The sequence below is a fragment of the Rubrivivax benzoatilyticus JA2 = ATCC BAA-35 genome, from assembly GCF_000190375.1.
GTDB classification, from domain to species: Bacteria; Pseudomonadota; Gammaproteobacteria; order Burkholderiales; family Burkholderiaceae_C; genus Rubrivivax; species Rubrivivax benzoatilyticus.
This window is the reverse complement of the sequence record NZ_AEWG01000152.1, coordinates 1-9,111: the sequence shown is the minus strand read 5'-3', so window position 1 is coordinate 9,111 and position 9,111 is coordinate 1. Positions and strand designations below refer to the sequence as shown.

Here is a 9,111-nt window from a genome sequence, read left to right as displayed (position 1 = left end):
AGCATTCAGCGGCGTACGCGGCGGACGGGGTCAGGTCCCACGGGACCTGACCCCGGCATTCCGGCATTCTGACCCCGGCATTCACCAGCATTCAATCCGCGTCCTGGAACGCCTCCTCGCGCTTGGACTTGATCGACGGCAGCATCACGATGATGACCATCAGCACCGCCGCGACGAGCAGGCCGGCCGACAGCGGGCGCGTCGCGAAGGTGGTCCAGTCGCCGCGCGACAGCAGCAGCGCACGGCGCAGGTTCTCCTCCATCATCGGCCCGAGGATGAAGCCCAGCAGCAGCGGCGCCGGCTCGCAGCCCAGCTTGTAGAACGCGTAGCCGGCGATGGCGAAGCCCGCGCCCATGAAGACGTCGAAGTTGTTGTTGTTCAGCGTGTACAGGCCGATGCAGCAGAAGACCATGATCGCCGGGAACAGGAAGCGGTAAGGCACCGTCAGCAGCTTGATCCAGATGCCGATCAGCGGCAGGTTCAGGATCACCAGCATCAGGTTGCCGACCCACATCGACGCGATCAGGCCCCAGAACAGCTGCGGGTCGCTGGCCATCACCTGCGGGCCGGGCTGGATGCCCTTGATCGTCATCGCGCCGACCATCAGCGCCATCACCGCGTTCGGCGGGATGCCCAGCGTCAGCATCGGGATGAACGAGGTCTGCGCGCCGGCGTTGTTGGCGCTCTCCGGGCCGGCGATGCCGCGGATGTTGCCCTTGCCGAACGGCACTTCGCCCGGCCGGATGCCCATCTTCTTCTCGACCGTGTAGGCCGCGAACGAGGCCAGCAGCGCGCCGCCGCCGGGCAGCACGCCGAGGATCGAGCCCAGCGAGGTGCCGCGCAGCACCGCCGGCCAGGCGTTGCGGAAGTCGTCGCGCGTCGGCCACAGGCCCTTCACGTCCTTCGTGAAGACCTCGCGCTTCTCGGCCGGCTGGCCGAGGTTGGCGATGATCTCGCCGAAGCCGAAGACGCCCATCGCGATGGCGACGAAGCTGATGCCGTCGGTCAGCTCGGGGATGTCGAAGCTGTAGCGCGGCACGCCGGAGATGACGTCGGTGTTGATCTGGCCGATCAGCAGGCCCAGCACGATCATCGCGATGGCCTTGACCAGCGAGCCCGAGGCCAGCACGACGGCACCGATCAGGCCCAGCACCATCAGGCTGAAGTACTCGGCCGGGCCGAACTTGAAGGCCAGCTCGGTCAGCGGCGGCGCGAAGGCGGCGATGATGATCGTGCCCACGCAGCCGGCGAAGAACGAGCCCAGGCCGGCGGCGGCCAGCGCCGGGCCGGCACGGCCGCGGCGGGCCATCTGGTAGCCGTCGATCGCCGTGACCACCGAGCTGGACTCGCCGGGCACGTTGATCAGGATCGCGGTCGTCGAGCCGCCGTACTGGGCGCCGTAGTAGATGCCGGCCAGCATGATCAGCGCCGGCGTCGCGTCCAGCGAGTAGATGCTGGGCAGCAACATCGCGATCGTCGCCACCGGGCCCAGGCCCGGCAGCACGCCGATCAGCGTGCCCAGCAGCGCCCCGCCGAAGGCGTAGGCGAGGTTTTCGAGCGTGAAGGCGACGCCGAAGCCGAGCGCCAGGTTGTTCAGCAGATCCATCTCGTCGCCTTCCTCAGCCCAAGAACGCCGGCCACAGCGGGATCGTCAGGCTCAGGCCCTTGATGAAGATCGCCCAGCTGCCCGCCGTCAGCACGACGGCGCTGATCAGCGCGTCGCGCCAGTGGAACTCGTCGCCGGCGGCCGCCGAGATCACGACCAGCAGCGGGATCGCGATGAACATGCCCAGGTGCGGCAGCGCGAAGCCGAACACGACGACCGAGCCGACGATGATGGCCAGCGGCTTGAACGCCCAGCGGCCGATCGGGTCGCCGTCCTCGGTGGCGATGGTCAGTGCCTTGAACAGCACCATCGAGCCCAGGATCGCGAGCAGGATGCCGAGGCCGAACGGGAAATAGGCCGGCCCGGGCCGTGCGGCGCTGCCGAAGCTGTACTCCTGCGCGCCCCAGGCGAACCCGACGCCGACGGCGACGAACATCAGGCCCGACCAGAAATCCTTCTGGCTCTTGATTTTCAAGGGGTGTCTCCTCCAGCCAAAGCGTGGCGGATTCTGGCAGCGCACCCCGGCGGCGCCGATGTGGATATCACGTAAGCCGGCGTCGGCGCCGGCCGCGTCAGTTCAGCGACGGCGTGCTGCGCAGCACTTCCTCGATCGTCGTCAGCCCTTCGGCGACCTTCATCGCGCCGGCCAGGCGCAGCGGCCGCATGCCGCCCTTGATGCCCTGGCGGCGCAGCGCGTCGGCGTCCAGCGTCGGGTGCACGTGGGCGCGTGCACCCTCGTCCATCACCAGCAGCTCGTACAGCCCGGCGCGGCCGCGGTAGCCGGTGTGGCGGCACTCCAGGCAGCCCACCGGCTTGTAGGCGCGCACGCCGCCGGACAGCCGCCAGGGCTTGACCATGGCCTCCAGCGCCTCGCGCGAGGCGCCCTCGTCGGGCTGCCGACAGGCCGGGCACAGCGTGCGCGTCAGGCGCTGGGCGAGCACGCCGATGACGGTGGCCGAGATCAGGTACGGCGGCACGCCCAGGTCGGCCAGCCGGGTGATCGCGCTGGCCGAGTCGTTGGTGTGCAGCGTGCTGAAGACGAGGTGGCCGGTGAGCGCCGCCTGGATCGCCATCTCGGCGGTCTGCAGGTCGCGGATCTCGCCGACCATGATGATGTCCGGGTCCTGGCGCATCAGCGCCCGCAGCCCTTCGGCAAAACCCATGTCGATCGCCGGCTGGACCTGGGTCTGGTTGAACGCCGGCTCGATCATCTCGATCGGGTCCTCGATCGTGCAGACGTTGACCGTCTCGTTGGCCAGCGCCTTCAGCGTCGCGTACAGCGTCGTCGTCTTGCCGCTGCCGGTGGGGCCGGTGACGAGGATGATGCCGTGCGCGCGCCCGGTCAGCTCCTGCCAGGCGCGGGCCTCGGCGGCGCCGAAACCCAGCGCCTCGACGCCCTTGACCACGGTCTCGGGGTCGAAGATGCGCATCACCAGCTTCTCGCCGAAGGCCGTGGGCATCGTCGACAGCCGCATCTCGACCTCGCCGCCGCCCTCCGGCCTCAGGGTCTTGATGCGCCCGTCCAGCGGCCGGCGGCGCTCGACGACGTCCATGCGGCCGAGCAGCTTGATGCGCGCGACCATCGCGCCCATCACCGTCAGCGGCACCTGGTAGACGGTGTGCAGCACGCCGTCGATGCGAAAGCGGATCGCGCCCATCTCGCGCCGCGGCTCGAGGTGGATGTCGCTGGCGCGCTGGTCGAAGGCGTACTGCCACAGCCAGTCGACGACCTGCACCACGCCCTGGTCGTTGGCGTCCAGCGTGCCCTTGGCGCGGCCGAGCTCGACCAGTTGCTCGAAGCTGGCCGCCGCCGACACCTCGCCGCTCTTCTGCGCCGCCCTCACCGACTTGGCCAGGGCGTAGAACTCGGTCGTGTAGCGGCGCACGTCCTCCGGGTTGGCGACGACCAGCCGCAGCGTGCGCCGGGTGTGGGCCTCGATCTCGGGCACCCAGGCGACGTCGAAGGGCTCGGCGGTGGCCACCGTGACCTCGGTCGGCGACACCGCCACCGGCAGCGCCCGGCGGCTCTCGGCGTAGTGCACGCTCATCACCTCGGCGACACGGCCGACGTCCACGCGCAGCGGGTCGATGCGCAGATAGGGCAAACCGGCGCGGCCGGCCAGCCAGGCGGTCAGCGCCTCGGTGTCCAGCGCCTCGCCGCTGCCGGCACGCACCAGCCCCGCGCCGCCCAGACGCACCAGCGCGTGCAGGCTGGAGGCGCCGGCGCCGAAACGCCGCACCACGCGCTCGGCATCGGCCGGCGTGATCCAGCCGTCGTCGCGCAGCCAGTCGAGCAGCTGGCGCCAGTCGAGCCTTCCACGCGGGGTCTTGCGGTTCATCGTGCCTCTCGTGCGGGTTGCGGCCCGGCGTAGGGCCTGAGCATGCGCAGCCACTTGCGCGCCGGCAGGCCGTAGGCGCCGAAACGCGCCTCGATTGTCGCGGCGCGTTCGGTCAGCACGTTGCGCGCCGGCATCTCGACGTGACGGCCGGCGACGACGACGGTGTTGCCCTCCTTCGTCGGCCGCAGGCTCCAGACCTGGTCGGCGCCGAAGACCGCGGCGATGCGCGTGATGCTGCGCTCGAAGCTGGCATCGCGGCCGAAGAGATTCACGCTCATCAGGCCGCCGTCCTCCAGCACGGCGCGGCAGCCGGCGTAGAAGTCTTCGTCGTCGAGCACCGGCGCGGCGGCCTCGTGGTCGTAGAGGTCGACGTGCAGCAGCTGCACGCTCTGCGGCTCGGCCTGCTCGTGCAGCCAGCGCCCGGCGTCGGCCACCACGACGTCGGCCTCGGCCGGCAGGTGGAACCAGTTGCGGCAGACGGCGACGACCTGCGGGTTGAGCTCGACGACCGTCGTCGGCATGCGCAGCGCCTTGTGCGTGAAGCGCGTGATCGCCGCCGCGCCCAGCCCGAGCTGCAGCGCGCGCCCCTGGCCGATGGCCTCGGTGGGCAGCCACAGCAGGCTGGCGAGCATGCGCTGCACGTATTCCAGCTCGACGACCTGGGGCTTGCGGATGCGCATCGCGCCCTGCACCCAGATCGAGCCCAGGTGCAGGTAACGCACGCCGTCGGATTCGCTCAGCGTGGCTTCGGGCAGGGAGAAAGTCTCTTGTTCGGACATCAGGGATCAGCGTGCGCCGTCCAGGCGCTGGAGTTCGAGCCGGGACATCCCGTACTCGATGAATTCGGTCACGCCGGTGTCGACGGCGCGGCGGAAGTGGCGGCGCGCGGCGGCGCGGTCGCCGTCGAGCAGCGCCTTCTGCCCGGCGAAGAACTGCAGCTCGCATTCGCGCCCCGGGTCGGCACGGCCGCCCTCGCGCGTGGCGGCGAGCGCGTCGTCGTAGCGGGCCTCGCCGGCCAGCCAGCGTGTCACCGGGTGCGGCCAGGCACGTTCACCGGCCGGCGCCACCTGGCGCAGCGTGGCGACGCCGTCGTCGCCGGCGCGGCGCGCGGCCAGGTACAGCCAGATCGGCGCATAACCGGCCTCGCGCACCGAACGGTCCTTCAGCGCGGCCTCGAAGCCGGCGCGCGCCGCGGCAGCGTCGCCGCGCAGGTAGGCGGCGCGGGCCCGGGTCTGCAGCGCGTCCAGGTCGCCCGGGGCACGGCGCAGCGCTTCGCCGGCCCGCTGCTCGGCTTCGTCGTAGGCGCCGCGCATCAGCGCGTTGACCGCCGCGGCGGCATGGGTGGCCGCCGGCTCCGGGTCCAGGGCCAGCGCGGCCTGGAAGTCGGCGCGCGCGGCGTCGAGTTCACCCAGGTGGTCGAGCAGCATCGCGCGCTCGACCAGCGTCTGCGCCCGCAGCGCCGGCGCCAGGCGGTCGCCGGCGAGCACGGTGTCCAGCAGCACGCGGCGGCCGAGCGCCTCGCGCTGGACCTCGGTGACGATGCGCAGGCGGCCGGCACGCAGCTCGGCGTCGAGCGCGGCGTAGCGGGCGCGCATCGTGTCGGCCTGGGCCGGCGTCACCGCCGGCACCTGCACCGTGCCGGCCAGGCGGCCGAAGGCGCGCACCAGGCGCTCGCGGTAGGCCGGGAACTCGGCCGCGCCGACGCGGTCCTGCAGCATCTCCAGATCGGCCTCCAGACGCTGCGACTGCGGCGCCGTCTCGGCGCGCAGCTGCAGGCGGAAGGCCGGCGCCGACTCCTCGGCGCGCGAGCTGCCGCTGCGGCCTAAGGTCGGCTGCTCGAAACGGAACTCGACGCTCTGGCGGTAGCGCCCGGGGCTGGCCAGGCGCAGGCCGCGCGCGCGGTCCGAGCCGTCGGGCAGGCGCAGCACCGACATCGGCAGCGGCAGGCCGTAGTCGGTGACGAAGACCCGCTGCTCGGGGAAACGCCAGGCCGGCGGCAGCGTGTAGCGCTGCACCAGGCGCACCGCGTTGCGGCCCGGCACGTCGGTCATCTCCAGCGCGCCGTCGGCCGCCAGACCCGGATACAGGCGCAGATGGTCGGCGCGCAGGTCGCGCTCGAACTCGTCGGCACCGCGCGCGGCGCGCTGGGCGCGCAGCGCCTCGGCGATGTCGCCGTAGAAGGTCTGCACCGACTCGAAGGCGGCCGGCTGGGCGAGCGAGGCGAAACGCAGCACGTCCTCGCCCTCGGCCTGCAGCCGGCCCTGGGTGCCGGGCAGCTCGACCAGCGCCGTCGCGTCGGCGCGTGCCGGCAGGCCCCAGCCCAGGCCGCGCGCGATGCGTTCGTCCAGCGGCCCGGTCTGCAGCGAACGGGTCGGGTCGACGAGCAGGCTGCGGCCTTCGGGCTGCAGCTCGGCGACGACGTGATCGAAGGCCAGCGGGCTGGGCAGCATCGCCGCGACGTCGCGGCGCATCGTGCTGGACACCAGCACCGGCGTCGCGCGCACGCCGGCGGCACGCGCCAGCGCGCCGAGCAGCACGACCTTGTCCTTGCAGTCGCCGTAGCGCTGCGCCAGCGTCTGCGCGGCCGGCGCCGGGCGGTGCGAGCTGGCGCCGATCTCGGTGCCGAAGTAGCGCACCTGGGTCTGCACGAAGTCCAGCATCGCCAGCAGGCGCGCCTCGCGGTCGGCGCCGCGCAGCGCCTCGGCCTGCGCCGAGACCTCGGCCGAGGGCCGCAGCGCGGGCTCGAACAGGGTCTCGGCCCAGCGCGCGACGTCGGCCCAGTCGGCGAACTCGCTGAGCTGCAGCATGTCGTCCAGCCAGCTGTCGGCCGGCGCATACGCGTCCTCGACGAAACGCGGCACCCCGCGGCGGCGGAACTCGGTGATGCGCAGGCCGTCGGCGCTGCGGCCGGCGTCACTGACCTCGGCCGCGCCCGCACGGTGGCGGATGTGGCGCTGCGCCGGCGCCAGCAGGCGGTAGCGGTACAGCCCGGTCGGACCCAGGCCGTGGCGGGACCAGTCGACCTGGACGAAGCGGCCGTCGAACACCGGGTTGTCGCCGACCAGCGTGTAGGCGAACTCGATGCGGTCGCCGACACGCACGTCGTCCAGCACGATGGAGGCCGTGCGGCGGCCGTCCAGGCGCTGCTGCTCGAGGCCGGTCTCGCGGTCGAGCAGGCGCACGCGGCGCGCGGCCAGCTTGTCGATGCGCGCACCGCCGCGGCGCAGTTCCAGCCGGTGCAGCGTCAGGCGCTCGTAGCTCGGGTCGAACTCGATGCTGATCTGCGACGCGCTCTCCAGGCCGCTGGCGTCGCGCACCTGGCGCACGACGTGGCGGTAGCGCTCGCTGGGCCCGCGCCCGGCCGGCAGGCGGGTCTGCTGGTCGACCAGCAGCACCTGCAGCGGCGCCGCCGGCAGGCCGGCGTCCAGGCCGCTGGCCGACATCGGCTGCACCCAGGCCGGCTCGCGGCCGATCTCGAAACCGGCCGTCTTCGGCGCCGCTGCCGCCGCCCCGGCGGCCAGCAGGCCCGCCGCCAGCGCTGCCCACCAGCGCCTCCACCCTCGTGACATGTTCGGGATCTCCCTGCACTTGCTCTTGCCGCCGCATTGTGACCGGGCCCCGGCGCCGGGCCGCCGGCGCGCGCTCAGGCCAGGCCGTGGGCGGCGAAGACCTCGCGCCAGGCGGCGAGCTTGCGCTCGAAGCTCCAGCTGGCGTTGGCCGGGCTGGTGGACGGCAGGCGCAGCGTGGCGAGCCCCAGCGCCTGCAGCCGGCGCATCGTGCGCGCCGACTCGCCGCCGTTGTGCGCCACCGCCTGCAGCCCCGGCGCCAGGCGGCGCAGCGCGGCGAAGTCGTTGAGCTCGGGTTGCTCGATCGCCGTGTCCAGGCTGCCCTCGCGGCGGCACGCGGCGTAGACGTCCCAGAGGCCCAGGCCGTGGCGCAGCATCTCCTGCAGCCGCTCCGGGTACGGCAGCGCACGCAGGTCCAGGCCCCACAGCGCCGACAGGATGGGCCAGAACTGGTTGCGCGGATGGGCGTAGTACTGCCCGGCGGCCAGCGACGCGACGCCGGGAAAGCTGCCGAGCACGACCAGGCGGGTGCGCGCGTCGGCCACCGGCGCCAGGCCGACGAGGCGGGCGTTCACAGCGCGGCCAGCCGCGGCAGCGCGGCCACGGCGTTGGCCGTCGTCACCGCGGCGGTGTGCTCGGCGGTCCAGCCGCGCAGCGCGGCCAGCGTGCGCGCGATGCGCGGCAGCTCGGCGGGCTCGTTGCGCCCCGGCGCGGCGCCGGCCTCGCGCTCGGCGGCGCTGCGGTACAGCCACTGCGGCGGGATGTCGGGGGCGTCGGTCTCCAGCACCGGCACGGTCTCGGGCAGCGTCGCGGCCAGGCGGCGGATCTGCAGCGCACGCTCGAAACTCATCGCGCCGCCGAAACCCAGGCGCAGCCCGAGCGCGGCGAACTGCGCCGCCTGCGCGTCGCTGCCGTTGAAGGCGTGCGCGATGCCGCCCGCCACCTCGACGCGGCGCAGCCCGTGCAGCAGCAGGTCGGCCGAGCGCCGCACGTGCAGGATCACCGGCAGGCCGGCGTCGCGCGCCAGCGCCAGCTGGGCCAGGTAGAAGCGGCGCTGGCGCTGCAGATCCAGGCCGGGCACGAACAGGTCCAGCCCGATCTCTCCGACGGCCACCAGGCGCGGGTCGTCACGGTGGCGGCGCAGCTCGTCGGCCAGGCGCTGCAGATCCTCGTCGGCGGCGCGGCCGACGTACAGCGGGTGGATGCCCAGCGCATAGGCCAGGCCGTGGCGCTGCGCCAGTTCGCGCACGGCGCCGAAGTTCGCCGCCTCGACCGCCGGGATCACCTGCATCACGACACCGGCGCTGCGCGCGCGGGCGACGACGGCGTCGCGGTCGGCGTCGAATTCCGCGGCGTCGAGATGGCAATGCGTGTCGATCCACATGGCGCGATGATGCCGCCAACACCGGGTTCGCCCGGCCGGCAGGACGTGTTACCGTCTCCGGCGGTTCCCGGTGCAGGAGCCCACGACGATGAAGAAGGCACCGCTCTACAGCCGTTCGCGCCGGCCCGCCGAGGCCGCAGCGCCCGTCGCCGCGCCGCCCCCGGCCGCCGCGCCGGAGGCGGCCGTGCCCGCAGCCGCAGCATCGGCCCGTCGACG

At 73.1% G+C, this 9,111-nt stretch carries 7 protein-coding genes; all 7 read right to left on the bottom strand.

All coding sequences use genetic code 11. The annotated features are described in order from the left end of the window. Positions 1 to 91: 91 nt before the first annotated feature. The 7 genes from RBXJA2T_RS16940 to RBXJA2T_RS16910 all read right to left on the bottom strand — a co-directional run bounded on the left by RBXJA2T_RS16940 (position 92) and on the right by RBXJA2T_RS16910 (position 8,895). Complete coding sequence (locus tag RBXJA2T_RS16940) at positions 92 to 1,606, bottom strand: tripartite tricarboxylate transporter permease (RefSeq protein WP_009858647.1); 1,515 nt, start codon at positions 1,604 to 1,606, stop codon at positions 92 to 94. A gap of 13 nt (positions 1,607 to 1,619) precedes the next feature. Next, positions 1,620 to 2,081, bottom strand: a complete 462-nt coding sequence (locus tag RBXJA2T_RS16935) for a tripartite tricarboxylate transporter TctB family protein (RefSeq protein ID WP_009858646.1) — start codon at positions 2,079 to 2,081, stop codon at positions 1,620 to 1,622. Positions 2,082 to 2,178: 97 nt separating this feature from the next. Then, entirely contained in the window at positions 2,179 to 3,945 is a 1,767-nt protein-coding gene (locus tag RBXJA2T_RS16930; RefSeq protein WP_009858645.1) for a GspE/PulE family protein, read from the bottom strand. Then, complete coding sequence (locus tag RBXJA2T_RS16925) at positions 3,942 to 4,724, bottom strand: class I SAM-dependent methyltransferase (protein WP_009858644.1); 783 nt, start codon at positions 4,722 to 4,724, stop codon at positions 3,942 to 3,944. The genes RBXJA2T_RS16930 and RBXJA2T_RS16925 overlap by 4 nt, the downstream gene beginning before the upstream one ends. Before the next feature lie 6 nt (positions 4,725 to 4,730). Next, a complete protein-coding gene (locus RBXJA2T_RS16920; protein ID WP_009858643.1) occupies positions 4,731 to 7,514 on the bottom strand; it encodes a DUF3857 domain-containing protein in 2,784 nt (927 codons plus the stop codon). 74 nt (positions 7,515 to 7,588) lie between these two features. Beyond that, positions 7,589 to 8,086: a DNA-deoxyinosine glycosylase gene (locus tag RBXJA2T_RS16915; protein ID WP_009858642.1), complete on the bottom strand. Its 498-nt coding sequence runs from the start codon at positions 8,084 to 8,086 to the stop codon at positions 7,589 to 7,591. Then, on the bottom strand, positions 8,083 to 8,895 hold the full coding sequence (locus RBXJA2T_RS16910; protein ID WP_009858641.1) for a TatD family hydrolase: 813 nt from the start codon (positions 8,893 to 8,895) through the stop codon (positions 8,083 to 8,085). Before RBXJA2T_RS16910 ends, RBXJA2T_RS16915 begins: the two co-directional genes overlap by 4 nt. Positions 8,896 to 9,111: the final 216 nt, after the last annotated feature.